The organism is Acinetobacter gerneri DSM 14967 = CIP 107464 = MTCC 9824 (genome assembly GCF_000368565.1).
Lineage (GTDB): Bacteria > Pseudomonadota > Gammaproteobacteria > Pseudomonadales > Moraxellaceae > Acinetobacter > Acinetobacter gerneri.
The window spans coordinates 489,445-514,665 of sequence record NZ_KB849545.1 but is presented as its reverse complement, the minus strand read 5'-3'; the positions used below and the strand labels follow the sequence as shown (position 1 = coordinate 514,665).

The 25,221-nt window shown below is 40.1% G+C and carries 24 protein-coding genes; 12 read left to right on the top strand and 12 right to left on the bottom strand.

Features of this window, described 5'->3' with window-relative positions; all coding sequences use genetic code 11:
- Window positions 1-58: 58 nt before the first annotated feature.
- Both F960_RS17525 and F960_RS17520 read right to left on the bottom strand, forming a co-directional pair.
- Window positions 59-1,546, bottom strand: coding sequence for a YifB family Mg chelatase-like AAA ATPase (locus F960_RS17525; protein ID WP_004868210.1), 1,488 nt, complete (start codon window positions 1,544-1,546; stop codon window positions 59-61).
- Window positions 1,547-1,613: 67 nt separating this feature from the next.
- Window positions 1,614-1,835, bottom strand: coding sequence for an accessory factor UbiK family protein (locus F960_RS17520; RefSeq protein WP_004868208.1), 222 nt, complete (start codon window positions 1,833-1,835; stop codon window positions 1,614-1,616).
- A gap of 289 nt (window positions 1,836-2,124) precedes the next feature.
- On the opposite strand from F960_RS17520, the gene glnK reads away from it, so the two are divergent.
- The 7 genes from glnK to F960_RS17485 all read left to right on the top strand — a co-directional run bounded on the left by glnK (window position 2,125) and on the right by F960_RS17485 (window position 8,141).
- Window positions 2,125-2,463 carry a P-II family nitrogen regulator gene (glnK, locus tag F960_RS17515; protein ID WP_004868205.1) on the top strand — a complete coding sequence of 113 codons (339 nt, stop codon included), beginning with the start codon at window positions 2,125-2,127 and terminating at the stop codon, window positions 2,461-2,463.
- A 57-nt stretch (window positions 2,464-2,520) separates the two neighbouring features.
- Window positions 2,521-3,912, top strand: a complete 1,392-nt coding sequence (locus tag F960_RS17510; protein WP_004868202.1) for an ammonium transporter — start codon at window positions 2,521-2,523, stop codon at window positions 3,910-3,912.
- Between the two features lie 150 nt (window positions 3,913-4,062).
- Window positions 4,063-4,530: a transcriptional regulator NrdR gene (gene nrdR / locus F960_RS17505; RefSeq protein WP_004868198.1), complete on the top strand. Its 468-nt coding sequence runs from the start codon at window positions 4,063-4,065 to the stop codon at window positions 4,528-4,530.
- A 42-nt stretch (window positions 4,531-4,572) separates the two neighbouring features.
- On the top strand, window positions 4,573-5,673 hold the full coding sequence (gene ribD / locus F960_RS17500; protein ID WP_004868196.1) for a bifunctional diaminohydroxyphosphoribosylaminopyrimidine deaminase/5-amino-6-(5-phosphoribosylamino)uracil reductase RibD: 1,101 nt from the start codon (window positions 4,573-4,575) through the stop codon (window positions 5,671-5,673).
- Window positions 5,670-6,968 (top strand): DNA adenine methylase, encoded by a 1,299-nt coding sequence (locus F960_RS17495; protein WP_004868194.1) that lies wholly within the window; start codon window positions 5,670-5,672, stop codon window positions 6,966-6,968. Before ribD ends, F960_RS17495 begins: the two co-directional genes overlap by 4 nt.
- 18 nt (window positions 6,969-6,986) lie before the next feature.
- Complete coding sequence (locus F960_RS17490) at window positions 6,987-7,424, top strand: hypothetical protein (protein ID WP_004868190.1); 438 nt, start codon at window positions 6,987-6,989, stop codon at window positions 7,422-7,424.
- A 57-nt stretch (window positions 7,425-7,481) separates the two neighbouring features.
- Window positions 7,482-8,141, top strand: coding sequence for a riboflavin synthase (locus tag F960_RS17485; RefSeq protein WP_004868187.1), 660 nt, complete (start codon window positions 7,482-7,484; stop codon window positions 8,139-8,141).
- Between the two features lie 65 nt (window positions 8,142-8,206).
- Here the strand turns inward: F960_RS17485 and F960_RS17480 are convergent, their stop codons facing one another.
- From F960_RS17480 to F960_RS17465, 4 genes are all read right to left on the bottom strand, one after another.
- Window positions 8,207-8,425 (bottom strand): hypothetical protein, encoded by a 219-nt coding sequence (locus F960_RS17480; RefSeq protein WP_004868183.1) that lies wholly within the window; start codon window positions 8,423-8,425, stop codon window positions 8,207-8,209.
- Between the two features lie 188 nt (window positions 8,426-8,613).
- Window positions 8,614-9,228: a cell division protein BlhA gene (blhA, locus tag F960_RS17475; RefSeq protein ID WP_228134723.1), complete on the bottom strand. Its 615-nt coding sequence runs from the start codon at window positions 9,226-9,228 to the stop codon at window positions 8,614-8,616.
- Window positions 9,229-9,261: 33 nt separating this feature from the next.
- Window positions 9,262-9,669 (bottom strand): DNA polymerase III subunit chi, encoded by a 408-nt coding sequence (locus tag F960_RS17470; protein ID WP_004868179.1) that lies wholly within the window; start codon window positions 9,667-9,669, stop codon window positions 9,262-9,264.
- On the bottom strand, window positions 9,662-11,116 hold the full coding sequence (locus F960_RS17465; RefSeq protein WP_004868177.1) for a leucyl aminopeptidase: 1,455 nt from the start codon (window positions 11,114-11,116) through the stop codon (window positions 9,662-9,664). The genes F960_RS17470 and F960_RS17465 overlap by 8 nt, the downstream gene beginning before the upstream one ends.
- 158 nt (window positions 11,117-11,274) lie before the next feature.
- On the opposite strand from F960_RS17465, the gene lptF reads away from it, so the two are divergent.
- The 4 genes from lptF (at window position 11,275) to F960_RS17445 (ending at window position 16,366) form a co-directional block, all read left to right on the top strand.
- Window positions 11,275-12,375 (top strand): LPS export ABC transporter permease LptF, encoded by a 1,101-nt coding sequence (lptF, locus tag F960_RS17460; protein ID WP_004868174.1) that lies wholly within the window; start codon window positions 11,275-11,277, stop codon window positions 12,373-12,375.
- Window positions 12,375-13,445 carry an LPS export ABC transporter permease LptG gene (gene lptG, locus F960_RS17455; RefSeq protein ID WP_004868171.1) on the top strand — a complete coding sequence of 357 codons (1,071 nt, stop codon included), beginning with the start codon at window positions 12,375-12,377 and terminating at the stop codon, window positions 13,443-13,445. The genes lptF and lptG overlap by 1 nt, the downstream gene beginning before the upstream one ends.
- A 150-nt stretch (window positions 13,446-13,595) precedes the next feature.
- On the top strand, window positions 13,596-15,140 hold the full coding sequence (gpmI, locus tag F960_RS17450; protein WP_004868170.1) for a 2,3-bisphosphoglycerate-independent phosphoglycerate mutase: 1,545 nt from the start codon (window positions 13,596-13,598) through the stop codon (window positions 15,138-15,140).
- A gap of 20 nt (window positions 15,141-15,160) precedes the next feature.
- Window positions 15,161-16,366, top strand: a complete 1,206-nt coding sequence (locus tag F960_RS17445; protein ID WP_004868167.1) for a S41 family peptidase — start codon at window positions 15,161-15,163, stop codon at window positions 16,364-16,366.
- Window positions 16,367-16,379: 13 nt separating this feature from the next.
- On the opposite strand, the gene F960_RS17440 is transcribed toward F960_RS17445, so the two are convergent.
- On the bottom strand, window positions 16,380-17,849 hold the full coding sequence (locus F960_RS17440) for a sigma-54 dependent transcriptional regulator (RefSeq protein ID WP_004868166.1): 1,470 nt from the start codon (window positions 17,847-17,849) through the stop codon (window positions 16,380-16,382).
- Window positions 17,850-18,448: 599 nt separating this feature from the next.
- Window positions 18,449-19,084: a response regulator transcription factor GacA gene (gene gacA, locus F960_RS17435; protein ID WP_004868162.1), complete on the bottom strand. Its 636-nt coding sequence runs from the start codon at window positions 19,082-19,084 to the stop codon at window positions 18,449-18,451.
- A gap of 220 nt (window positions 19,085-19,304) precedes the next feature.
- Between gacA and pbpG the strand changes: the two genes are divergently transcribed.
- Window positions 19,305-20,348: a D-alanyl-D-alanine endopeptidase PBP7/8 gene (gene pbpG, locus F960_RS17430; RefSeq protein ID WP_020846432.1), complete on the top strand. Its 1,044-nt coding sequence runs from the start codon at window positions 19,305-19,307 to the stop codon at window positions 20,346-20,348.
- Between the two features lie 159 nt (window positions 20,349-20,507).
- Here pbpG and thrC read toward each other — a convergent pair whose 3' ends face one another.
- From thrC to xerD, 4 genes are all read right to left on the bottom strand, one after another.
- Window positions 20,508-21,653: a threonine synthase gene (thrC, locus tag F960_RS17425; protein ID WP_004868158.1), complete on the bottom strand. Its 1,146-nt coding sequence runs from the start codon at window positions 21,651-21,653 to the stop codon at window positions 20,508-20,510.
- Window positions 21,654-21,811: 158 nt separating this feature from the next.
- On the bottom strand, window positions 21,812-23,116 hold the full coding sequence (locus F960_RS17420) for a homoserine dehydrogenase (RefSeq protein ID WP_004868155.1): 1,305 nt from the start codon (window positions 23,114-23,116) through the stop codon (window positions 21,812-21,814).
- A 128-nt stretch (window positions 23,117-23,244) separates the two neighbouring features.
- On the bottom strand, window positions 23,245-24,054 hold the full coding sequence (locus F960_RS17415) for a DsbC family protein (protein WP_004868152.1): 810 nt from the start codon (window positions 24,052-24,054) through the stop codon (window positions 23,245-23,247).
- Window positions 24,055-24,177: 123 nt separating this feature from the next.
- A complete protein-coding gene (gene xerD / locus F960_RS17410; protein WP_004868151.1) occupies window positions 24,178-25,098 on the bottom strand; it encodes a site-specific tyrosine recombinase XerD in 921 nt (306 codons plus the stop codon).
- Between the last annotated feature and the right edge of the window lie 123 nt (window positions 25,099-25,221).

Below are 25,221 nucleotides of genomic sequence, written 5' to 3'. Positions count from 1 at the left end.
GAGATATCTGATGAAATCAATTAAATAACAATAAACCCATTAAATAATTATAGACCTATCAATGCTGCTGCCCACGATAAGACAAGGCTTCGGATAAATGCATACTCTGAATCAGCTCACTTTGCCCAAGATCTGCAATAGTTCGAGCAACACGTAGGATGCGGTGATAAGCACGTGCAGATAGATTTAATCGTTGCTGTGCCATCTCGAGCATATTTTTAGACGGGTCATCAAGTATTGCGTATGTCTCTAATTGTTTTGGGGAGAGGGCTTGATTGAGGCAGTTTTGCCGATTTATTTGTAGATGATAAGCATTGATGACACGAGTCCGCACGGTTTCAGAGCTTTCAACTGGACGATCATCTTGTAATTCTTGTGCTTTGAGGGGTGGGACATCGATGTGCAAATCAATGCGATCTAGCAAAGGTCCAGAGATCCGATTTTGATAGCGTTTAATCGCATCAGCGGAACATTGACAGCGAGAATCTTGATTGAATGCATAACCACATGGGCAAGGATTCATAGCTGCAATAAGTTGAAAATTTGCGGGAAAAGTAATTTGTCTTGAAGCTCTAGAAATGACAATTTCTTTGGATTCTAAGGGCTGTCTCAAAACCTCCAAAACTTTACGGTCAAATTCGGGTAATTCATCTAAAAATAAAACCCCGAGATGCGCTAAGGTAATTTCACCGGGCTTAGGATGCGAGCCTCCACCAACCAATGCAATTGCAGAAGCTGTATGATGTGGGGCACGAAAAGGGCGTTGTCCAAACTGATGTGAGGCATTTGCAATCGAATAGATACTGGCGACTTGCAAATTTTCATCAGCATTTAAAGGCGGCAAAATACTAGGCAAACGCGATGCCAATAATGTTTTCCCTGTACCCGGAGGCCCTTTAAATAATATCGAATGTCCGCCAGCTGCCGCAATCTCAAGTGCTCGTCGCGGACGTAACTGTCCTTTAACATCTGCTAAATCCGAGCGATAGTGTTGATCCAAAAGTGAGCGTTCAGCTATGGTTGCCTCAATTTTGTTCATATTTGAAAAGTGCTCACAAACCTGCTGTAAACTGCTTGCGGCATAGACCGCTATATCAGGAAGTTGCGCAGCTTCTTGGGCATTATCTTGAGGTAATAACAATTTATGTTCGGCTTGCTGGCATGCCATTGCGATAGAAAGTGTGCCAGTGACGGCTCGCAGTTGCCCATCTAGTGCCAATTCACCGACAAATTCATAATCATCTGTGATATTTTCAGGTAATTGACCCGAAGCGATCAGGATGCCAAGCGCGATAGGCAGATCTAAACGAGATCCATCTTTGGGTAAATCAGCAGGGGCAAGATTGATGGTCAGGCGTTTGGTGGGAAAAACAAAACCACTGTTGATGATGGCAGAGCGCACCCGATCTTTACTTTCTCGAACGGCTGCTTCTGCGAGTCCAACGATGGTCAAAGAAGGTAAACCTTGACTCATATGCACTTCAACTTCTATTAAAGGGGCGTGCAGACCCAATAATCCCCGAGTATTAATTTTTGCAAAAGACATAAAATATCCAAGTGTTGCTTTATTTTTAATCGTTATATGTGATTTTTGCACCAAAAGTGCGCAAAAATTATTTTTGCAGCAATGTTTCTAACGTTTTTACTTGTTCTTGTAAGGCGATTAATTTTTGATTTGCACTATTTAAAGCCGTTTGTTGGCGTTCAAGTTCTTCACGTGAAACGAGATCCATTTTTGTCACAGCTTCATTTAGCAGTGCGCGAAGATTATGTTCGAGATCTTTTTTGGGTTGATCGACTTGTTCCAAAATCGCTTGCAATAATGCTTCAATCATCGGTATTCCAAATGCCAAGTAAAGTGTTTGCTAGTGTAGCACGCAGTTTACAGCGATAGAATCTCGTACTTTAGGATAAAAAATTTAAACGACGATTTTTCTTAGGTAAAATTGTAAAACGTTCAAGAAAATTTATATTTTTTTGAAGCCTAATCTACATCTTAGAGTATAAAATAGGTTATAAAGACAGCTTGTCACAAATGCTTTGATATCCCCAACCATTGGAGCATTTTTGGCACGATTTTTGAACATATAACCTTACTGGTGAAAGAAGCCGAAGGAAAAGAACATGAAGCTCGTAACTGCAATTGTAAAACCATTCAAATTGGATGATGTGCGTGAAGCACTTTCTGAAATCGGTGTTCAAGGCATCACCGTAACAGAAGTGAAAGGTTTCGGTCGTCAAAAAGGTCATACAGAACTTTATCGTGGCGCTGAATATGTTGTTGATTTTCTACCTAAAGTAAAAATTGAAATCGCGATCAGCGATGACATGGTGGATTCTGTTATTGAGTCAATCACTCGTGTTGCTAGCACAGGCAAAATTGGTGATGGAAAAATCTTTGTAACGAATCTAGAACAAGTGATCCGTATCCGTACAGGTGAAACAGGTCCAGATGCTGTTTAAGTTGGCATAAAGTTTGCTGAGTATTGTATAACTCGCAAAAAAAGGTTGGGGGACACAATGAAAAAAATGCTACTTGCGCTCGGCCTGTCAAGCGCGCTCCTCAGTGGTTCAGTTGCATGGGCAGAAGATGCCGTAACTGAGCCTGCTGCGTCAAATGTTGTAACTGTTTCAACAGATTCAGCAACGACTCCTGTTGCTGCCACTCCTCAAGAAGCGCCTGCTGCTTCACCTGCCGAACCTGCAAAACCAAAATTGGATACAGGGGATACGGCATGGATCTTAGTTTCAACTGCATTAGTTTTACTCATGACGATTCCGGGTTTGGCATTGTTTTATGGCGGAATGGTTCGTAAAAAAAATGTCTTATCGACAATGGCACATAGTTTGTCAGCGGCAGCGATTGTCAGTGTCGTTTGGGTTGTGATTGGGTACAGCTTAGCTTTTGGTTCTGGTAATGCCTTTATTGGTGGCTTAGATAAAGCCATGCTTTCAGGGATTACAACTGATGCGCTGAGTGGAACGATTCCTGAAATATTATTTGTTATCTTTCAAATGACTTTTGCCATTATCACTGTTGCGATCATCAGTGGTTCTGTAGCTGATCGTATGAAGTTTGGTGCTTGGCTTACATTTATTACTTTTTGGGTCATTATCGTCTATGCACCGATTGCGCACTGGGTATGGGGTGGCGGTTGGTTAATGAATGACGGTGCGCTTGATTTTGCTGGAGGTACAGTTGTACATATCAACTCTGGTGTTGCAGGCTTAGTGGCTGCGGTCTTGCTTGGCAAACGTATGGGGCTTGGCAAAGAATCTATGGCTCCGCATAACTTAACCTTGACTGTCTTGGGTGCAAGCCTTGTTTGGGTCGGTTGGTTTGGCTTTAACGGTGGATCTGCTCTAGGTGCAAATGGCTCAGCAGCTTATGCATTGGTTACGACTCAAGTTGCAGCAGCAACAGCAGCCATTGCTTGGTTAATCGTAGAAAAAATAGTTCGTGGTAAGGCTTCAGTATTGGGTGCTGCATCTGGTGCAGTCGCAGGATTGGTTGTGATTACCCCTGCTGCAGGATTTGTTACTGTAGGCGGCGCATTGATCATGGGCTTGATCGGTGGTGTGGTTTGTTTCTGGGGTACGACTGGTCTAAAACGTGTATTGAAAATTGATGATTCACTCGATGCTTTTGGTTTGCATGCTGTCGGTGGTATCGCGGGTGCATTGTTGACGGCTGTATTTGCTAGCTCATTCATTATGGGTGAAAAAGCGCCTGCTGATATGTTGCATCAACTTTGGGTACAAACAGAAGGTGTCTTAGCGACGATTGCATATTCTGCTGTAGTGACTTTTATCTTACTTAAAGTGATTGATCTCGTGATTGGACTTCGTGTGGAACGAGATGATGAACGTATGGGTCTGGATTTGAGCCAACATGGCGAACGTATCGACTAAATTTTAAGCGCAACAATCAATATCTTGTGGAAAACAGCTCAAATGAGCTGTTTTTTTTCTATATCTAGGTCTATAAGTCTTGCTGACACTCAACAAATTTCATTATTTTTGCTACACTAATTGCAATTTGATTTGTTCAATAAAACCACTATGCATTGTCCATTTTGCAACGCCGCAGACAGTAAGGTGATTGATTCACGGTTGGCAGCCGAAGGTTGCCAGATCCGTCGACGTCGTGAGTGTATTTGTTGTGGCGAACGATTTACTACATTTGAAAGTTATGAAGTGGTGATGCCACGAGTAACCAAATCTGATGGTAAAAACGAACCTTTTGATGAGGCAAAATTGCGTCGTTCATTGATGCATGCACTACAAAAGCGTCCTGTGACCCAAGAGCAAATCGAAACCGTTTTAAGTGATATTCAGTTGCAGATTCGCCGTTTGGGTGAGCGAGATGTGCGTTCACGTACCATTGGTGAAATTGTCATGAAAGCCTTATTTGCACTTGATCATGTTGCGTATGTTCGTTTTGCTTCGGTTTATCAGGATTTTCAGGATGTTGAAGCCTTCCGTCGCCAGATTGAGCAAATGCAAAATCGTGGTCAAACGTCTGAATAATACATTTACATCTTTTAAGCAGAATTTTCTTTTAGGTTAAGCATGTCTGAGTTAGTTCAAGATCAGGATTTGATAGATCAAAAATGGATGAAAAAAGCCATTTCACTGGCAAAACTTGGGCAATATTCAACACGTCCAAATCCCAATGTGGGTTGTGTGATCGTCAAAGATGACGTTGTTGTGGGCACAGGTTTTCATCCTAAAGCAGGTCAACCGCATGCAGAAGTTTTTGCTATGCGTGAAGCTGGTGTTTTAAGTCAGGGTGCAACTGCTTATGTCACGCTTGAGCCTTGTGCGCATTATGGTCGAACTCCGCCTTGTGCCAAAGGTTTGGTCGAGGCTGGTGTCGCACGTGTTGTGGTTGCTTGTCCTGATCCAAATCCGCTTGTGGCTGGTAAAGGTGTGCAGATCCTAAGAGATGCTGGGATCCAAGTTGATGTGGGAATCTGCGAAGATGAAGCCCATCAGCTCAATTTGGGTTTCTTAAAGGCGATGGCTACAGGCATGCCTTATGTACGACTAAAAGTTGCCTCAAGCCTTGATGGCCGAACTGCCATGGCTTCAGGTGAGTCAAAATGGATAACAGATACTGCAGCACGTCAAGATGTGCAACATTTTCGAGCAACATCAGCAGCAGTACTGACTGGTATCTCAACGGTATTGGCGGATGATCCAGAACTCAATGTGCGTCATTTGCCTGAGGTAGACTTGGCAACAGTGGTACAACCGAAAAGAGTCATCTTGGACCGTCAAGGTCGCTTGCCTTTATCTGCTAAAATTTTACAAAATCCTGAAACAGTCATGGTCATGGGACCATTTCGTCAGGAACTCGCCGATCTAGGCGTGGTACAATTTCCGATTCAGTCCTTAAAATCGCTGCTTTTGACCTTGGCTAAAGAACATCAAATTTATGATGTATTGGTCGAAGCTGGCGCAACATTATCCAGTGCATTTTTGCAGGAAAATTTAGTTGATGAAATGATCAGCTATGTTGCACCGACATTTTTAGGGCAATCAGCCCGTGCGATGTTCTCAGTAGAATTCAACACGATGGCTGAACAGTTACGTTTTAAGCTGGTTGATGTACTCCAAATTGGAGATGACATCCGCTTAAAATTAATTCCTAGCAAAGAGACAATATGAATTCAGAAGCTACGGTTTATCATAAACGCCGTCATTCTGCACGTACGACGGATGAATACCTATTTCATCAGCTCGTTCCCTATTTGGGCAATAAGCGCAGACTACTTCATCTGATCCTAGAAGCATTGGAAATCACAGGAACTTTGCAACAAGGGGGCAAACGTTCACCTATTTTTGCTGATTTTTTTGCAGGCAGTGGCGTAGTCTCGCGTTTGGCACGCCAAAATGGTTATCGTGTGATTGCCAATGATTGGGAACCTTATAGTCACGCATTGAATCATGCGATTTTGGCTTGTACAGATGCGCCTGCTTTTAAAGAGTTGGGCGGTTATCAAAAAGCCATTGATTATTTGAACCGTTTACCTGAAGTAAAAGGTTGGGTGACGCATAATCTATGCCCACGCAATGATGAAATTTATGATCCTAGCCGTGATCGATTGTTTTATAAGCGTCGTAATGGCATGCGGATTGATGCCATTCGTCAACAGATTGCGACTTGGCAGGCACAAGGTGCGATTGATGATGTTGAAATGAGTGCTTTGCTTGCACCACTTTTATATTCAGCAAGTTTTGTCAGCAATACCAATGGAGTATTTAAAAGTTTCCACCACGGCTGGGGCGGTAAAACCCAAACTGCTTTGGAGCGTATCGAATCTTTACTTTGGCTGACACCGAGTCGTTTTTGTGAACTGGGTGATAGCAAACAAAAAACACCAATGGCTGAAATGTGGTGTGTCGATGCACAGCATTTGGCTAACCAAATGAGCGGTTTTGAGGTGGATGTGGCTTATCTTGATCCACCGTACAACCAACATGCGTATAGTAGTAATTATCATGTATTAAACTCTTTAACGCTTTGGGATCAGGTCGATTTACCGACACCAGATACTAAAGGGTATAAGAGTGGAATTGACCGTGCATGGCGTAAAGAGCGTCCAAGCCCGTACAATTCCTCAAAACATGCACAAGAAGCTTATGAGAAATTGCTCGAAACGATCAATGCACGGTTTATTTTGACCAGTTATTCTACGGATGGTCATATTGAGCCGAAAGATCTTTTGGCTGCCAATTTAAAACGTGGCAAAGTAACGCTTTTAACGCAAGATGTACCGCGTTATCGTGTAAGTAAGCAACGTCAGTCTGATCGCGCACGTGTACTTGAGTTTATCGTGATTACGGATACACATGCCAAATCAGGACCACCATTACGCCAACTCTTAGGTCAGCTATATCATTTTGCTGAGCTAGGCGGAGTGGATACTTCAGGGTCGAGTACACAGCTCGCACTCTGGTAAAGTACTCTAGGAAATATAATGAAAATAAAAACGATGTTAAAAACTTTGGCTTGTGTCGTTTCAACTGTGGTGTATTCACAAGTTGCACAAGCTGATGTGCTTGAACAAAATTGTTTGCAGCTCAATGCGCAATGTCCCTATGTTGCTTTGCAAAAACGTGACATGGCCAAATTGTATCAATTGTCCAATGCACAGTTTCAAGAAGATCTAAAGAAAAATAAAAAAGTCGTACAGCAAATGATGGATACCGTTCCAACGCAAGATCCTTTGGCTGTCGAAGTACCTTTGCTTTCTGAAAATGGTCAGAGCCAAAACCAAGAGAGCAGTCAAAAGATCTTTTTCTATCGTTATGAAAATTTTGTCATTCGCTTTAGAGTAGCCTATGAAAGCAATCAGGCGAATGCAAAAATGAGAGGCTTTTGGGTCATGAAAATTGACCCAGAAACTGAGCAATAATTCATTTGAATATTCAATAAATAACATCCGCGGATGAGTAACAGCATTAGGTGATATATGTTTACAGGCATTATTGAAAGTTTAGGTAAGGTCGATAGTCTGCAAAGTGTTGGAGGCGATGTCCGCCTACGTATTTCAACTGGTCTGGATATGTCAGATGTGCATTTGGGTGATTCAATTGCGACCAATGGGATCTGTTTGACCGTAATTGATTGGGGTGAAAACTGGTACGCAGCCGATGTATCACGTGAAAGTCTCAATCGCTCTACACTTGGTGAATGGAAAGTGGGGCAAACGGTCAATGTCGAAAAAGCGATGTTGCCGACCACACGCTTTGGTGGGCATATCGTGAGCGGGCATGTCGATGTCGTAGGTGAAGTGACCGTGGTTCAAAAAGATGCACGTTCACTTTATTTTGAAGTGACAGCACCTGCGGAAATTGCCAAATATTTAGCGGAAAAGGGTTCTATTACAGTCGATGGCATTAGCCTAACGATTAACCATTTACGTGGCAATATTCTCAGTTTAAATCTGATTCCTCATACTGCGGAACGCACCAATATTTCAACATGGAAAGTTGGTAGTAAAGTCAATCTCGAAGTAGATGTCTTAGCACGTTATATCGAGCGTTTGTTGTTAGGTGACAAAGCGGCTGAACAAAAAGCTGAATCAAAAATCAGTATGGATTTTTTGGCTGAAAATGGTTTTTTAAGATAATCATTGCTCAGTAAAACAATTGAAAAAGCCCGAAATATCGGGCTTTTTTGTATTTGGGGAGGAAATTAATTTTTGATTACAGTGATTGAGGTTTGTTCAAACCAAGTCGCTAAACGCTTTGGTAGATCTATAGAAAATTGACCTTTTTCTGACTCACGTGAAAGATATACGGAAATGGCTTGAAAATCGCCACGACTAATCAATAGATTTTGTGCCGTTAGTGTCATTGTTTCGCCCGAACTGAGTGTGGCAATTCGATTCGAAATTTGATTCAACATGTCCATTTTTTTTGTCCCAAATGTTGCAGAAGCTGCATATTTGTATAAATCACTCAAATAAATACATTTGAATTTCTGGAGATTCAAATGCTTTATTACCCAAATCTAGGTGGTATGAATATACTGTGACAAAAATATTTCACTTTCATGACATGCGATAAATGACTTATAAGATAAAAGTATAAGGTTATCTATTATTCAGATTTATCTTCTAAGTCTTTCAAAATGTATTCAATTTCTTCTTGAGAGGCAGTAAGAAGTTTGGCTCTAAATACCGTTACCGCTTGTTCTATGAGATTTTCAGCTTCGAGTTCGAGTCTTAAACGTACATTTTCAAGCTCTGATCGAATCGAAGAATCGTCAAAAGGTGCAGCATTTACAGCGTCATTTTCAGGGTTTTTATGATAATGCGCTGTGTACTCTTGGATCTCATGATCAACATTTTCACGGATGTCAGCAAGCACTTGTGTTTGTTCTTGATATTGGCGTGCTTCATCTTGTAAAAGCTGTTGATTGTATTCAGCTTCTTTGGCGCGTTTTTCTTCGAGTGACTTTTCTAAAGCTGCTTGTTTTCGTGCACGTGCTTCTTCGATCAAACGTGCTTTGAGATCGGCATAGGCTTGCTCAACTTTCAAACCAGCCACTTGCAATGAACGTTTATCGTGTTCAAGCCAAGCTTGGATATCTCGAGTTTTATGATCAAATAAATCCGTGATGCGGGTGAGGTCGTCGATAAAAGCTTGACGTACAGCTTCAGGCGCATCGAGCCAACGCTTTTTAAAATCTTGACCTACATTTAATGCCACCACGCATCTCCTAAAAATAAAATATTCAATCGTTGATTATAGTTTAAATGTTCGTGCTTCGATGCCTTGACGACGATAAGATTTAAACTTTTCTCGTCCAATCACTTTGGCTGTTTCAGCATTTTCAACAATTTCAATAATGTGACTAAAATTGTTGATTTGTTCAAGTGCTTGATTGTTAAAATTAAACACAATCCGCTCAGAATCTTCAGGCAAGGTGGCTGAGATGCAGATTGCTGCATCAGCTTGATCGATGCCATGTCCGATAAAACTGGTTTGATCAAAGCTCCAAAGTAGGTCATCTAATTCTTGTTGTAAATCAGTGTCTGTACAATACAGCCATATTTTCTGATTTTTTAACAAAAGCTTACGACACAAACGACAAGCGCTATGCACTTGTCGTTCGGGGCTTTTTTCAAATAGATAAAAGCTAATTTTAGCCATTATTTTCAACACGATTGGCAATAAATTGCATCAATAACGGTACTGGGCGACCTGTTGCACATTTCGCAGCGCCTGAAACCCATGCTGTACCTGCAACATCGAGATGTGCCCAGCGATATTCACGAGTAAAGCGTTGTAGGAAACATGCAGCAGTAACTGAACCTGCTTGTGGTCCAGAATTACCAATATTACCGATGTCCGCAAATGGAGAATCAAGTAATTCTTGGTAATCATCAGTTACTGGCAAACGCCAAACACGGTCAAAACTTTGTTCGCCAGCTTGGTTGATTTCAGCCGCCAATTCATCATCTGGGGTAAACAAACCGCTTAAAACTTTACCGAGTGCTACGATACATGCACCAGTTAAGGTCGCAATATCAATCACTACAGCAGGGTTGAAGCGTTTTACATAAGTCAATGTATCGCAAAGAACCAAACGACCTTCAGCATCGGTATTTAAGATCTCAACAGTTTGACCACTCATCGTCGTCACGATATCACCCGGACGAGTTGCATGACCTGATGGCATATTTTCTGCTGCTGCAACCGCACCAACGACATGGATTGGCAATCTTGCTTCACAAAGAGCGCGAATCGTACCGAGTACAGATGCTGCACCACACATGTCAAATTTCATTTCATCCATACCAGGACCTGGTTTCAATGAAATACCACCTGTGTCAAATGTAATACCTTTACCCACAAGCACAATCGGTGCGTGATCAATATCTGCTTTATATTCGAGGGTAATGATACGTCCCGGACGTTCAGAACCTTTAGCAACTGCTAAAAAGGCATTCATCCCGAGATCAGCGATTTGTTGTTCTTCAAGCACAGTCACTTTTAAAAGGTCTGGGAATTCGGCTGCAAGTGCTTTGGCTTGGTCTGCTAAATATTCTGGGAAACAAATATTGGCAGGGCAGTTACCTAGATCACGTGCAAAATTTTGACCATTTTGAACAGCTTCAATTAAAGCAATTTGTGCTGCATCTAAAGTGGTGGTCGTTGCAATCAAATCAATTTGTTCAAGCACAAATTCATTTTTCTTTGATTTAAATTCATCATAACCATAAGCGGCTTGAGTCAAATTTAAAGCAAACAAATAATGTAATTCAGTCGGAATCGCTGAAATATCAATACTGATATGTTTGAATTTTTTTTGTACAGTTTTAATCAATTGCTGTGCAAGTTTTGCAAGTTTTGCTGGTTTAAGCTCGCTAGCTTTGTCTAAACCGATCAGCGCGCTATTGGCTTGAGCAGGCACATTTTGGATCAATGGCAATGTTTCATTAAAACTTGCTTTATATTGTGTAGCTGCAATAATTTGATCTAAGTTATTGATATTGTATGTTGTTGATGCTTTTTGAGTGTTTTCAGAATCAACGAATATCAACAAATTTTGACTAGACGTATTCTCTAGCAATGACGTATTAATAGTAAGTTTCATATACTGTTTTCGTGCCTATCCGATGTTTTCAAATCATTAAACCATTGAACCACTTCCAGTGATAGAATTTCAATGTGCTAAAGCGTATAGGTTTTATATTTTTTTCAATCGGGTAAACTAGCGCACATCCGATCCTTTACTTTTTTGGAAGATTAACTTTGATTATACGACGTTATCTCGTCAAGCAAGTGGTCTCTACAACGCTGGTTGTAGTCAGCATTTTGACGCTTATTGTGCTTGGCGCGCGGCTGATCAAATATTTTGGCGTAGCGGCGCAAGGTCGTTTAGATGTCAGTGTCTTGTTTAGTATTATCGGATACCGATTACCTGAATTTTTGATTTTATTACTTCCTTTAGCCTTCTTTATCGGACTCATGCTCGTGTTTGGCAGACTCTATGTCGAACATGAAATGGCGGTTTTGAACAGTAGTGGGATCAGTAAACATCGAATTGCACGTTTAATGGTGCCGATGGCAACCGTATTTATGATTATCCAACTGGTGATCATGGTTTGGGTATCGCCTTGGGGCTTGCGTGAATTTAATAAGCTGACTTCAGTACAAGCGGTACGTACAGGTTTTGATTTGGTTCGACCAAAAGAGTTTATTTCATCGGGCGCTTACACCATTTATGCAGGTTCATTATCAGAAGATCGACAAAACTTAAAAGATGTTTTTGTCTATATTCGAGCTGAAAAAGAAGGTAAGCCTGATCAAATGATCGTGGCAAAAGAAGCAACACGTGTTGAAATTGCCAATGAGACAGCCAGCGTTGTGGATTTATCTCAAGGTCGTCGCTATGAGATTTATCCTGATACTGCAAAATACTCTCAGGCAGAATTTCAAACTTGGCGTTTACGTATTGAAAATAATAAAACAGCTGAATACGATGCCAGTGATGTTGAAGCCTTGCCATTTTCACAACTTTGGAAATCTAGAGATAACTCGGTCATTGAAAGTGAAATTGGTTGGCGTATTTTTGTACCATTTTCAATGTTTGTAGCCATAGCCTTAGCGGTCGCATTATCTGAGGTGACACCACGTCAAGGACGCTATCTCAAGCTGTTTCCTGCGTTGATGATATTTGCCAGTATGATTGTGATTTTGATTGCAGTGAAGACCCGAGTAAGTAAAGGGGAAATCGGTATTTGGGCATATCCTGCGGTATTGTTTGTCTATCTCTTTGCTAGCGCAATTTTTTCGAGGAAGCAGAAGCTTGCTCCAAAACTGAAAAATCAAATTAAACGTGTGAGGTCATAATGGTTGCTCAAAAAATTTTAGCCCGACATGTGACCAAAACCACTGCTTTGATGATGATTGGTACTTTACTGGTTTTGGCTTTCTTATTTGTTTTATTTGCCTATGTAGGCGAATTGGGCTCAGTCAAAAAGGGTTATAGTGCTTGGGATGCATTTAAATATGTGCTTTGGGATGCACCACGTAACATCAATAAAATCATTCCTATCGGTGCTTTGATCGGGGCAGTTTTAGGATTGGGATCTCTTGCTTCAAATAGTGAATTGATCGTGATGCGTTCAGCCGGGGTTAGCTTATGGCGTATCGTTGCTTGGGTGATGCGACCGGCTTTATTGTTGGTGGTGTTTTCTCTGGCTTTGACCCAATGGGTGATTCCTTATACTAGTGAACAGGCTAAAAGTGTCAAAAGTCAGAGAACTGTAGCTGCACTTGGCGAAGTTCGTGGTTATTGGTCACGTGAAGGTCAGCGCTTTATTTATATTGATTATGCAAACTCAAGCGGCAATCTAAATCATGTGCAAGTCACCAATTTAACTGCAAATAATCAGCTTGAATCCGTCATTTTGGCTGAGCAAGGTAAGTTTACCCAAAATGGTGAATGGAAACTCAATAACACCAAACAATTGACGATTTTGCCAAATGGTAATGCAACGTTTAAAGAAATAGCAGAACAAGATTTACCTTTGGCTCTGCAACCGAAATACGTACATATGGTCACCCTCGACCCAGAAGATATCGCACCAAGTGAATTGGTGAGTTTTATGCAGTATATGAAAAAATACAGTCAAGTGCCTAAAACTTATCAACTGGCATTTTGGAAAATTATGGGCTCACCATTTTCATTATTGGCTTTGACTTTGATTGCATGTTCTTTTGTTTTTGGACCACTTCGTCAACAGTCTATGGGCTTTCGTTTGGTCATCGCCTTATTTGTTGGTTTAACCATTTATTATCTGCAAGATTTTCTTGGTTATGCGAGTTTGGTTTATTCACCATCTCCAGCTTGGTTCGTCTTTATTCCGATTGCCTTGATGTTTGTTGTCGGTGGATATTTGATTTATCGAGCAAGATAAATACCAAAAAGGGGCATTATTGCCCCTTTTGCTGTTTAAGATTTAAAAAATTGATGAGATGTATCAGATCATTCCATCAACACAACATAGAGTCTTTATCGAAATTTCGGTAAAATATTTGATTAACGAGTAAACAAAAGAGTATCAATTATGACGGATGCAACTGCTGGCAAAATCCCTCACGTACTAGTAATTATGGATGGTGTGGGTCATCGTGAAGCGGTAGAAGACAACGCTTTTCTTGCAGCAAAAACCCCAAATTTAACTGCTATGCAACAAAAGCATCCGCATAGTTTGATTTCTGGTTCTGGTGAAGATGTGGGTTTACCTGATGGTCAAATGGGTAACTCAGAAGTGGGCCATATGAATTTGGGTGCAGGTCGTGTGCTGTATCAAGATTTTACCCGTATTACCAAAGATATCCGTACAGGTGCTTTTTTTGAACATAAAGTCTTGATTGATGCATGTGATAAAGCCAAAGCGGCTGGTGGTGTTTTGCATATCATGGGCTTGCTTTCAGAAGGCGGTGTGCATTCTCACCAAGATCATATCTTTGCGATGTCTGAGCTTGCTTTGAAACGTGGCTTGAAAGTTTATGTACATGCATTTTTAGATGGTCGTGATACTCCACCACGTAGCGCAAAACCTTCTTTACAGAAAATGGACGAATTATTTGCTCAATATCCAAATCAAGGTCGTATTGCGACAATGATTGGCCGTTATTTTGCAATGGATCGTGACAATCGTTGGGATCGTGTAGAACAAGCGTATAACTTACTGACTTTAGGTGAGGCTGAGCGTACTGCTGCGTCTGCTATTGAAGGGCTTGAACTGGCTTATGCGGCTGATGAATCTGATGAGTTCGTTAAAGCAACCCGTATTGGCGAATTGGCTAAAATCGAAGATGGTGACAGCGTTGTCTTTATGAATTTCCGTGCTGACCGTGCGCGTGAAATTACCAAAGCATTTGTAGAAAAAGATTTTGCAGGTTTTGAGCGTAAAGTTGTTCCAGCTTTGTCAAAATTTGTGATGTTGACCCGTTATCAAGCTTCAATTGATGCGCCAGTTGCATATATGCCTGAAGAACTTAAAAATTCAATCGGTGAGTATCTTTCAAGTCTTGGTAAAACACAGTTACGTATCGCTGAAACTGAAAAATATGCACATGTAACATTCTTCTTTAGTGGTGGTCGTGAGGACGAATATCCAGGTGAAAAACGTATCCTGATTCCATCACCAAAAGTTGCCACTTATGACTTACAACCAGAAATGAGCGCTTATGAAGTGACTGATGAATTGGTCAATGCGATCAATTCTGGTGAGTTCGATTTGTTGGTTGTGAACTATGCAAATGGTGATATGGTTGGACATACTGGAGTCTTTGATGCTGCGGTAAAAGCGGTCGAAGCAGTAGATACTTCTTTAGGTCGTGTCTATGAAGCCGTGATGGCAAACAAAGGTCATATGTTAATCACAGCAGATCATGGTAATGTAGAGCAAATGCAAGACTATATTAGTGGTCAAGTGCATACTCAACATACGACTGAGCTTGTGCCATTTATTTATGTTGGACCGACTGAAGCTACGATCGCCGAAGGCGGCGTACTTGCTGACGTTGCGCCTACATTATTGAGCTTGATGCAACTTCCGATTCCTGCTGAAATGCAAGGACGTAATTTAATTACTTTAAAATAATCCATATAAAAAGGTGAGAAATGGCTCAAAAATGGAAACATGTGATTGCTTTATCGAGCATGCTGACGTTGATGAGTCACACCACTTTTGCTGCAGATCGTACGACTGCAGCAAAAGAGACGACCAATAAAACGACTTCATTTGCAAATGACTTTGACGAAGAAGAAGATCAAAGCGCAGAAGTCCCGATTGAATCTATAGAACAATTTGTACAAATTTACGGCATAGTCAAAGATAACTATGTGGATGAAAAGCCCGATGATGCTTTGTTTTTACAAGCAATTAAGGGATTGTTATCAGGTTTGGATCGCTATTCACGTTATTTAACACCTGAAGATTATCGCCAATTGGTTCAATATACCGAAGGGGATTTGGCGACTGTTGATTTTGATTTGGCTTTGGACATACATAGCAAACAATGGGTGATAAAAAATTTAGCAGATCAGTCTGATTCGCAAAAACTCGGTCTAAAAAATGACTTAAGTATCTATAAAATAGATGGACAAGAACTTAAAAATCTAAATCATGAACAAGTTGAAGACCTTTTACATGGTTCGATTGGATCAACTTTACAGTTGATTCAGACTGAAAATGCACCTGTCATTAGTGTCGTTCGCAACAAAAAAATAGAAGCTGCTGATATCGAGCCGATGATGCTGCATAACGGTGTTTTGATATTGAAAGTAAAAGTATTTCAACAAGATACTGCAAATGAAGTAAAAAGACTGATTGAAGAATACAGTAAACAAAAAATAAAAGCGGTGTTGATTGATCTACGCAATAATCCCGGTGGTTTATTATCGGCAGCTGTAGAAATGGCGGATCTATTTTTAGATCAAGGTGTGATTGTTTCAACCAAAAGCCGATCAGAAGGCGATCAACAATTCCAAGCATTGCCGGGCAGTGAATTTCCAAATATAAAATTGGGTATTTTGATCAATAAGCGTTCTGCCTCAGCTGCAGAAGTTTTTACCGCAGCAATGAAAGAACACCAACGTGCTTGGATCATTGGTGAAAAAAGTTATGGTAAAGGTGTGGTGCAAAAGTTATTTCCTTTGCCAGATGGAGCTGCGTTGCAGATGACGGTGTCGCACTATTTCACACCGAAAGGTAATATGATTGATAGTATCGGCATTCAGCCAAATCAAAGCTATCCTTGGCCGGGTGAAATGAAAGAAGATACCTATTTATATGGTGCTTCAGAGCTTTTATTGAAACATAAATAGCAAAGCATCTCATTCAGTCCAAATCATATTTTTTAAGACGATATCTAAGCGCACGAAAGGTTAAGCCCAGTTTTTGTGCAGCTAAAGTCCTATTCCAATGGGTGTGGTTTAAAGCTGTGATCAAAATATCTTTTTCTATATTGGCCAAATACTGTTCTAAACAAATATTCTCATTTTTTTGTTCTTCTTGAAAAAGATCATAAATAGGAATAGGTTTTCTATTTTTTTTATCTTCTTCAATGAATTGATTTTCATTAGAAAGGTCATGTTTTTGTTCAACTAATATTTTAAAATGTTCAACTTCAATCTGATCTGAATCACATAATGAAATAGCACGCTCAATCATATTACGCAATTCTCGGACATTGCCGGGATAGTTTAAAGATAACAAAAAATTTTGAGCAGCATTTGAGAGTTTTTTTTGCGGGACTTTCCATTCAGCACAAATTTGTTTAATAAAACTGTCTGCCAATAAGATAATATCTTGTTGACGTTGCCGCAGTGGTGGAATGTGGATTGGCATCACATGTAGTCGAAAAAATAAGTCTTGGCGAAATTTTCCCTGCTCTAGCAAGGTTTTCAAATCTGTATGACTTGCACTGATGATTCTAAAATCGACAGCTATTTCTTCATCGCCACCGATTGGGCGGATTTTTTTCTCTTGAACCGCTCGCAAGAGTTTGACCTGCATGGCAAGTGGAAGCTCAGCAATTTCATCAAGAAATAAACTTCCACCATTGGCAGCTTGGATCAAACCTTGTTTGTCTTGGCTTGCACCTGTAAAGCTACCTTTTTTATAGCCAAAAAATTCACTTTCAAGTAGGTCATGTGGGATCGCACCACAGTTAATTGCAATAAAAGCGCCTTTGCGACGACGGCTCAATTGGTGCACCAAGTTTGCCACAATTTCCTTGCCTGTACCTGATTCACCTGTAATAAAAACAGGGGCTTGTGAGCGTGCTATCTTTTTTAAATCAGTACGTAAGTTTTCAATGACTTCAGATTTTCCAAGCAATAATGTATGCGTAATATCATGTTCTATTTCATGTTTTTTTGATGGTTTTTTCTTTGAAGTTTTAAATGAATTTATGGGGAATTCTGGATGTTGTTTAGAAAAATGGAGTGCCTTTTTTAAAAGCTGAGCAAGATCTTTTTGATTTAATGGTTTTGTGACCATTTTAAATGCTCCTGTATCTAATATCGAAATCGCTGATCGAGTGTCAGTTTGCAGTGTGGTGACGACATCATTTTTTTTGAGCAAAGTGGAGCGAATATCTTCACCCAAATCTTCGGTATGCTTAGTTTCTATATTGCACTCGGCTAGGCAAGCATCATTAGCTTTTTGTGAAAGCTGAAGTCTCGTTTGTTCAAGGTTGTGTGTGGCGTTATTGAGCATCCCCAAATGAGATAAGGACATCTGCTTGATGATGTAACCGTCGACTTCGTCATCGACAAATAAAATTGACGAATGAAAAGTGCTCATAATTCCCCAAAATATAAATTTTATAAAAACCAAATTATTTAAATTTTTTTTGCGATCTATAACCCAAAATTTAGGTTTAAAACGTCAGATCAAAAAATATTTTTTGTAGCATCAAATGCACAATCTCATGGCTTATATGCTAAACCAGATCTCTTATATTATAAACAAATTAAATCAATGAATAATTGCTATAAGTCCTGATTTATGGGTAGATTTCTGCACTATTTCACATCTATTCTATTTATTTTTAAGCTTTTTCTATCATGAGACTAAAAGCTTAAACGATGTGTTATTTGAGAGAAAAATTCTATTATTGAGAAGGGGAGTGATGGTGTTATTAGAAAAGCAAAATCATGTTGATAAAATATTCAAAATCAGTAAATTTAAAACGAAATTTATATATGTAATGAAAATGTCAGTACAAAAAATAAGCAATAAAATCGGGCCTAGATCAGCACAGTGACATTTTATATAAAATTTATTTTAAACAGATGATTAGATCAAAAAGTTGAATGGTATAAAAAATTTAACGTGTTCCATGTGCCTATACGATAAATCTAAACTCGGATATATCGGAGGCAACATGTGACACTCAAAAATCAAGGTTTGATGAGCCCATAACGAATGGCTAGATGTGTCAATTTGACATCACTATCTATGCCTAATTTTTCAAAAATACGATAACGGTATGTATTGACTGTTTTTACACTCACAAATAATTTATCTGATATTTCTTGAGCACTTATGCAGTTTACGACCATCATGGCAACTTGCATTTCACGTTCAGATAAAGCATCAAAAGGTGATTTTTGAGTATCTGAAAGGTATGAGCTTGCGAGTTGTTCTGCGATATCTGCACTGAAATATTTGCCACCTTGCATCACTTTGTTAATTGCACGAACCATTTCTGAAATGGGTGCTCCTTTAGTGATATAGCCTCGTGCACCTGCTTTTAACAGCAATGATGGATAAGGTTCTTCTGCTAGGCCACTGACAGCAAGGACTTTGGTATCAGGGGCTGTTTGTAATAAACGTCGAGTTGTTTCAACACCACCAATGCCGGGCATGTTTACATCTAACAGCACAACATTCGGATGATACTGACGTACTAAGGCAATCGCTTCTTCACCTGATTCAGCCTGTCCGATCACTTGTATATCTACTTGATCTTCAAGCATTCTACAGATACCCGTACGAACTAACTCATGGTCATCAACCACTAAAACTGTGATCACATCACCCTCCTGAATATTTTTAATGCAAGTTTTTTGTTACAAAACGCAAAAATTACTTGCAATGTCATTACAAAATTAGCAATTCTATCCTTATTATCCAACGAATAGTTATGCACAATTACGGGAACTATTATTTTGTTCACTATAGTGTGTAAATGTAAGTCATATTTGAGGTAAGAAGCAATATCGCATTTTTCCTCCGTGAGATGAGTAAGTTATCGTGAAAAAATCTAAAAAAACGTTAATCCATGTGCTGAGCATGTCAGCACTACTCAGTTTGAGTTCAACAAGCTTTGCTGATCTTGTTATGAATTCCTCGGGGAATGCAGGACAAGCTTCGATCAATTGGTCTTCAGCAGATGCTAGTCAGCTCATGAACGATGAGGATGATTTCTCTCCTCCCGGTTCAGCAACTGCGACCACAACCATTCGCCAAGCTGGTGCTGTGTCTACAACGACAGCTGCTCGAGCGACTCAGATCAGTGATACAAGCCGTTATAACTATAATGGTCAACCATCAGTCAATTCGCGTGCAGCCTTGGTGATGGATGCACAGACCGGTGAAGTTTTATATAGTAAAAATAGTAATATTGCATTACCTATTGCATCAATTACCAAATTGATGACAGCGGTTGTAACTGCAGATGCTCGTTTAAATATGTCTGAGCAGATTACCCTTGAGCCGATCGATTTTGCGGGTGCAGGTGGTAAAAACTCTAGCTCTACGTTGAAAGCTGGCGATAAGATGAATCGTGCGGAGGTTTTACTTGTAGCATTGATGAAATCTGAAAATCCTGCAGCTGCAGCTTTAGCACGTACATATCCGGGTGGTCGTCCTGCATTTGTTGCCGCAATGAATGCCAAAGCACGCCAATTGGGTATGACATCGACTCATTATTATGAGTCTACTGGTTTAGACCCTCGTAATCAGGCTTCAGCGCGCGATTTAGGCATTTTAGTGAGTAGTGCTTATCAATATGGCCTCATTCGTCAATTCTCGACTACACCGCATTACGATTTCAATTTGGGCTATCGTGTTCTTAAATCAAACAATACCAATGCGCTCGTTCGCAATGGCGGTTGGAATATCAATATTTCTAAAACAGGTTATATCAATGAGGCAGGGCGTTGTGTCGTCATGCATGCCACAGTGAATAATCGTCCTGCGGTTGTGGTGTTACTTGGCGCAGGAAGTAGCCAAGCACGTACCAATGATGCCACTGAACTGTTCTCTTGGTTAAGTCATCAACCAAAACGTATCTAATCTATTCAATTTATAAAGTCTGTTCATAGTTATTTAGACATAAAATTAAAAAGTCCCAATATTGGGGCTTTTTTGTATTTGAGTTTTATATTTGAGACATTTTAAAACCAATAAAAAACCCTGCACTAAGCAGGGTTTTAGGATCGATCCTAAAATGGATTAGTGATCCATATTTGAAAGAATCGAAGTTTTTACGTCATTCATTGTTGCATCAATGGTTAACATAACGGCATCAGCACATTGTTTGATTGCTGTATCTGGATCTTTAAGACCATTACCAGTTACGGTACATACGATTACAGAACCTTCTTTGATTTTGCCAGCTTTAATATCACGGATCGCACCGCCAATTGAAGCAGCAGAAGCAGGTTCAACAAATACGCCTTCATACATAGAAAGCAAACGTTGCGCTTCTAAGATTTCAGCATCAGTCAATTCATCGAACCAACCTTCTGATTCACGTACCACAGCTTTCGCATGGTTGAAGCTTTGTGGGTTGCCGATACGAATTGCAGTTGCAACAGTTTCAGGGTTTGCTACAGGACCACCACGTAAGAATGGTGCAGCACCTGCTGCTTGGTAGCCGACCATCGTTGGACGACCTGCTGGTTTTGGACCTGTAAACGCATCAGCTTCAGCATCATAAACCACTTGTTCAAACTGATCTGCTGGTTGGTTAGCAACAGCTTCTGTATAACCCATCCAGTGTGCAGTGATGTTACCTGCGTTACCTACTGGCAAGCAGTGATAATCAGGAGCACGACCTAAAGCTTCAACGATTTCGTAAGCAATGGTTTTTTGACCTTGCAAACGATAAGGGTTGATTGAGTTTACGATAGTTACAGGTGCTTGATCCGCAACTTCTTTAACAAGACGCATACCGTCATCGAAGTTACCACGAATTTGCATTGTGATCGCGCCGTACATCATCGCTTGAGCCATTTTACCCATTGCGATTTTGCCTTCTGGAATCAAAACGAATGCTTTGATACCTGCACGTGCAGCATAAGCCGCTGCAGCAGCAGAAGTATTACCAGTAGAAGCACAGATGATCGCTTTAGAACCTTCTTCAACTGCTTTTGTCACAGCCATGGTCATACCACGGTCTTTAAATGAACCAGTTGGGTTTAAGCCTTCATATTTCACATAAATTTCAACGTCTTTGCCAATAATACGTGGAATATTGTCTAATTTAATGAGTGGGGTATTCCCTTCATTTAAAGAGATTGCACGTGTTGTTTTTGATACTGGTAAGCGGTCACGGTAACGGTCAACTAGGCCTGTATAACGATTGGCATTCGACATGATGTTGTTCCAAGTGAGTGTAGAGCAAATTTAGGCATTCTTTTCATCTTCCTTGAAACTGCGATGATATGAAATAAAATTTAAAATATTCAGATCATTAGCAGATTCATCAACATCCTTACCCTAAAATAAGGATGTCTGGAAGGTTTAAAACCCGATTAGTTATCAAGCAATTCTAAACGAATTCGTACGATTTCGCCATGAATCACAGGTAAAGCTTGAATTTTAGCCAAGGCTTCATTCATTTTCGATTCAACGACTGGATCAGTTAAAATCACAATCGGAATCAAATCTTTTAGACGTGGTTGTTGCATGATGGCATCAATGCTGATTCCTGAACGACTTAAGATCGTAGTGACATCGGCAAGTACGCCTGTTTGGTCTTCAGCATTTAGGCGGATGTAATAACCTGTAGTCATATCATCGCCAGATAAAATAGGAAGATCTGACAATGCTTCAAAGGCAAGTTGTGGAATTGTGCCTGAACCATCTTCTGTATAGATAATGTCACGTACGATATCAACCACATCAGCAACCACAGCAGAAGCTGTAGGACCTGCGCCTGCGCCCGCACCATAATAGAGTGTCGGACCTACAGCATTGGCTTGAACCAAAACTGCATTTTTCACGCCATTTACATTGGCGATCAATTCATCTTCAGGAATCAAAGTTGGATGTACGCGAAGTTCGATACCTTTATCAGAACGACGTGCAATCCCTAAATGTTTGATGCGATAACCGAGTTCTTCAGCATATTTTACATCTTGCGCTGTAATTTTGCTGATCCCTTCGGTATAAACTTTTTCAAATTGTAAAGGAATACCAAATGCACACGATGCCAAAATCGTGAGTTTGTGTGCAGCATCGATACCTTCAACGTCAAATGTTGGGTCAGCTTCAGCATAACCAAGTTCTTGTGCTTCTTTTAATACGTCTGCAAATGCACGACCTTTTTCACGCATTTCAGTCAAAATAAAGTTGCCAGTACCGTTGATGATACCTGCAAGCCATTCGATTTTGTTGGCAGCTAGACCTTCACGGATGACTTTGATGATTGGAATCCCACCAGCAACCGCAGCTTCATAAGCGATTTGAACATGATGATCATCAGCAGCTTTGAACAGTTCATTACCATGTTCAGCAAGTAATGCTTTGTTGGCAGTAACCACTTGTTTACCGTGTTTGATCGCTTCCATGATGACTTCATAAGCAGGGTGAATCCCGCCCATCACTTCTACCACGACATCTACGTCAGGTTGGCGAACGATTTCTAATAGGTCTGCGCTTTGTTTCACACTTGCAGGTAAATTTAAATCTGGACGAGGGCGACGAGTCCCTACGTGGGTAATTTCAATTTCACGACCGGTGCGACGTCTAATTTCAGCAGCGTTTTCTTGTAATAGTTTAAGGGCACCACCACCTACGGTACCAAGACCGAGGATTGCCAGACGAACTGGTTTCACGTCACACTCCAAATATAGTAATTTAAAAATTTATTCAAGGTAGATCATAGCTAAAAAATGCGCCAGACTCTAGAGCCTAGCGCATCTTTATATTTATCCATAAAAAATAATTATTTAATTGATAATAATTATTTATTTAAACGCTTATCTAACTCTTCTGGAGTGAGGTAACCACCTAAATATTCGCCATTTTCGCTATAAATCGCAGGGGTACCATTTACCCCCATATTTAAGCCCATTTGGTATTGATCTTTTACAGGATTTTTACAGGTTGCAGCAGGTAATTGAACGCCAGCAATCGCTTGATCAAATGCTTTTTGTCGATCTGCACTACACCAAATGCTTTCCATTGCAGGCATAAACTGTGGACCACGTGGCCAAGCGATATAACGAACTTCAATGCCTTTGGCATTGATTTCGCTCATGTGCTCATGCAATTTGTGACAATACGGACAGCTTGCATCGGTAAAGACATAAACCACGTGTTTGGTTTGTCCTTTAGCAGGATAGACCAATAAGTCCTCTTTTTTCAGTGCTGCAAAATGCTTTTTATTTTCTGTAGCTTGGAGTTTATCCCCAATGCTATGCGGGTTTTTATCGAGTTTAATGACATCGCCTTGGATAATGTATTTACCATCAGCAGTCACGTAAACAGAAGACATGCCTTCGATGCTTACCCAGTAAATATTTGGAACTTCAGTCGCTTTGACGTCTAAAATTTTAGCATTGATATTGGCATTTTTTAGATTTGCTTGTAAGGCTTTAATCAATTTTTGCTGTGCATCACGTGCATTTAAATTAGATGCTTCGCCAGTTGCGGGAGATGTAGCAGTGAGCGTGTCATCATTTTGAGTATTATCTGCTTTTGAGCATGCGCTAATCGCGGCAGTGCTTGCAATCAAGCAAGCAATCATCAATTTTGAACGGGTAAATCGCATAAACAACCCTTATCGTTTTAAGCTTTTTTAAAAGAGAACTAGCATAACAAAAAAACTCAACTTTTCGTTAACGCTTGATTAAGACATTGTAAAAGTAAGTAAAAATATAGTTTAAAGCAGCGATTATGCTCGTGGATGGAATTTATGATGCAATTCTTGCATACGATGTTGAGCAACATGGGTATAAATTTGCGTTGTTGAGAGATCACTATGACCAAGTAACATTTGTACAACTCGAAGATCGGCTCCATGATTGAGCAGGTGAGTTGCAAATGCGTGTCTGAGTGTATGCGGTGAGAGTTCAGCAGAAATGTTGGCTTGTAAAGCATAGCGCTTAATCGCATACCAAAAATTTTGTCTGCTCATGATGCCGCCATGTTGGGTTAAAAATAAATAATCTGTTGAACTTTTATATAAAGTAGGCCGTGATTCATTTAAGTATTTTTCGATCCAGTCACAGGCAAACTCACCCAAAGGAACCAAGCGTTCTTTATTGCCTTTACCGACAATGCGTAGATAGCCTTGTTTTAAATTGATTAAATCTGTACGTAAATTGAGTAGTTCAGTGACCCGCAAACCGCAAGCATATAAAACCTCTAACATGGCACGATCACGTAAGCCTAGGGCTGTAGCAATATCAGGTGCTTGAATCAAAGCTTCAACGTCTTGTTCAGACAAATCTTTAGGTAATGCTCGCCCCAGTTTTGGTGTTTTATGTGTAGCGACTGGGTTGTCTAAACGAATTTTTTGTTCACGCAAAAATTTATAAAATGAGCGCATTGCAGACAGGCAGCGGGCGATTGAACGTGGACTTTTTGATTGTTTGGTCAACGTAATCAATACATCAGCAATATCTTCACTGCTCCACTGAGATAAATCATGTTGAGCAATACATTCGCTACACTGAATCAGATCAGAAAGATAAGCATTTCGAGTATGCGGGCTGACTGTTTGTGAAATTAAATAATCACGAAAGCCTTGTAAGCAACTTAAATGTTCAGGAATGTGAACTGGAGCAGGAATTCGTGGCTTTTTATTCAGCATTTTCAGAAATATTCTCAAACTTTCATTTTCAAAGCAAAATTTAGTCTAAAATTATGACAAAGTCGAATTCTTATATTGAATGAGAATTATAATCAAACAATAGTTGGTAATTATTCTCATTTT

Coding starts and splice junctions, on each gene's coding strand:
- F960_RS17480 (WP_004868183.1), bottom strand. CDS start 8,425: ATGGACATGTTGAATCAAATTTCGAATCGAATTGCCACACTCAGTTCG.
- lptG (WP_004868171.1), top strand. CDS start 12,375: ATGGTTGCTCAAAAAATTTTAGCCCGACATGTGACCAAAACCACTGCT.
- xerD (WP_004868151.1), bottom strand. CDS start 25,098: ATGCTGAATAAAAAGCCACGAATTCCTGCTCCAGTTCACATTCCTGAA.
- F960_RS17495 (WP_004868194.1), top strand. CDS start 5,670: ATGAATTCAGAAGCTACGGTTTATCATAAACGCCGTCATTCTGCACGT.
- nrdR (WP_004868198.1), top strand. CDS start 4,063: ATGCATTGTCCATTTTGCAACGCCGCAGACAGTAAGGTGATTGATTCA.
- F960_RS17445 (WP_004868167.1), top strand. CDS start 15,161: ATGGCTCAAAAATGGAAACATGTGATTGCTTTATCGAGCATGCTGACG.
- F960_RS17520 (WP_004868208.1), bottom strand. CDS start 1,835: ATGATTGAAGCATTATTGCAAGCGATTTTGGAACAAGTCGATCAACCC.
- glnK (WP_004868205.1), top strand. CDS start 2,125: ATGAAGCTCGTAACTGCAATTGTAAAACCATTCAAATTGGATGATGTG.
- F960_RS17525 (WP_004868210.1), bottom strand. CDS start 1,546: ATGTCTTTTGCAAAAATTAATACTCGGGGATTATTGGGTCTGCACGCC.
- F960_RS17415 (WP_004868152.1), bottom strand. CDS start 24,054: ATGCGATTTACCCGTTCAAAATTGATGATTGCTTGCTTGATTGCAAGC.
- gpmI (WP_004868170.1), top strand. CDS start 13,596: ATGACGGATGCAACTGCTGGCAAAATCCCTCACGTACTAGTAATTATG.
- ribD (WP_004868196.1), top strand. CDS start 4,573: ATGTCTGAGTTAGTTCAAGATCAGGATTTGATAGATCAAAAATGGATG.
- F960_RS17485 (WP_004868187.1), top strand. CDS start 7,482: ATGTTTACAGGCATTATTGAAAGTTTAGGTAAGGTCGATAGTCTGCAA.
- thrC (WP_004868158.1), bottom strand. CDS start 21,653: ATGTCGAATGCCAATCGTTATACAGGCCTAGTTGACCGTTACCGTGAC.
- F960_RS17470 (WP_004868179.1), bottom strand. CDS start 9,669: ATGGCTAAAATTAGCTTTTATCTATTTGAAAAAAGCCCCGAACGACAA.
- F960_RS17440 (WP_004868166.1), bottom strand. CDS start 17,849: ATGAGCACTTTTCATTCGTCAATTTTATTTGTCGATGACGAAGTCGAC.
- F960_RS17465 (WP_004868177.1), bottom strand. CDS start 11,116: ATGAAACTTACTATTAATACGTCATTGCTAGAGAATACGTCTAGTCAA.
- F960_RS17510 (WP_004868202.1), top strand. CDS start 2,521: ATGAAAAAAATGCTACTTGCGCTCGGCCTGTCAAGCGCGCTCCTCAGT.
- F960_RS17490 (WP_004868190.1), top strand. CDS start 6,987: ATGAAAATAAAAACGATGTTAAAAACTTTGGCTTGTGTCGTTTCAACT.